Consider the following 1,610-nt stretch of genomic DNA (forward strand, 5'->3'; position numbering starts at 1 on the left):
CCCCTTGCCCGAAGTCAATTTTGGTCGCTTATTAAAGACATTCGCAAAACCCAGCCAAATATTACCGTATTGGTAGCGACTGCCTATATGGATGAAGCCCAACAGTTCGATCATCTAATAGCGTTAAATGCAGGTGAGATACTGGCGAGCGGCTCACCGAGGTCACTGCTTAGTGAAACACAAACCAGTAATTTAGAAGCGGCATTTATTGCGCTTTTGCCGGCAGACGCAAAGCATGAACATCGCAGCGTAGTTGTGCAGCCTTATAAGGCTAGTGAGCATATGCAAACCGCGATTGAAGCTAAAAACCTTACTATGAAGTTCGGCGATTTTACGGCAGTAAATAACGTTAGCTTCACGATTGGTAAAGGAGAGATTTTCGGGTTTTTAGGGTCGAACGGCTGTGGTAAGTCTACCACCATGAAAATGCTTACTGGCCTGCTGCCGCAAACCTCTGGCGAGGCGTGGTTGCTGGGCAGCCCTCTTGTTGCTAACGATATTAACACCCGCTACCGCGTAGGTTATATGTCGCAAAGCTTTTCTTTGTATACCGAATTAACCGTTCGGCAAAACCTTACGCTTCATGCCAAACTCTTCAAAGTAGCAAGCAGCGTATTAAATTCCCGCGTTGACGAAATGCTTAACCGCTTTGCATTAAGTCATCACCAACACAGCTTGCCCAACGACCTTCCTTTGGGTATTCGCCAGCGTCTGTCTTTGGCTGTGGCCATGGTGCATAGACCTGAAGTGTTGATACTCGATGAACCCACTTCTGGCGTCGATCCAGTTGCCCGAGATAACTTTTGGCAGTTGCTTATTTCTCTGGCGCGAAAAGACGGCGTAACCATTTTTATTTCTACACACTTTATGAACGAGGCAGTACGCTGCGATAGAATTTCCCTAATGCATGCAGGCGAAGTGCTGGTAACCGATACACCGCAAGCCATAAAAGCGTCTAAATCTGCCGATACGTTAGAGCAAGCGTTTACCGATTATTTAGTTGAAGCGCAAACACCTGAGAACCAAACACAAAACACTGAGCAAAGTGCACCAGAAGGTGTTAGCGCAGATAAAGCCACGCCACCGAATAAACGTGCAAAAGGCTTACGGCGATTGTTAAGCTATGCCTCGCGTGAAACCCTTGAGCTTATCCGCGACCCCATTCGCTTAACCATGTCGTTCTTAGGCAGCATGGTGTTAATGGTAGTTATTGGCTATGGCATTACTATGGACGTTGATGACTTAAGCTATGCGGTATTCGATCGCGATCAAACTTCCACTAGTCTTAACTATCGCAGTGCTTTATCAGGCTCGCGCTATTTCAATGAACAGCCAGTCATTACCAGCTATGCCGATATGGACAGGAGAATGAAAAGCGGAGAGCTTTCATTGGCTGTGGAAATTCCCCCCGAATTTAGCCAAAAACTGCATAAAGGCGAACAAGTGGAAATAGGGGCATGGATTGATGGGGCTATGCCTTCAAGAGCCGAAACTATACAGGGCTATGTAACAGGTATTCACCTGAAATGGCTTTTGCAGCAAGCCTCACAAGCTAGCCAAGTGCAGTCGACCAGCAGTATTAATGTTGAGTCACGCTATTTGTATAACCC

1 protein-coding gene is annotated in these 1,610 nt (G+C 46.6%); it reads left to right on the forward strand.

Annotation, left to right across the window (positions count from 1 at the left end; all coding sequences use genetic code 11):
- Positions 1-1,610: ATP-binding cassette domain-containing protein (locus tag AC4FIA_RS17490; protein WP_490366895.1), on the forward strand; the 1,610-nt coding region annotated here is incomplete at both ends.

Source organism: Thalassococcus sp. (genome assembly GCF_982780845.1).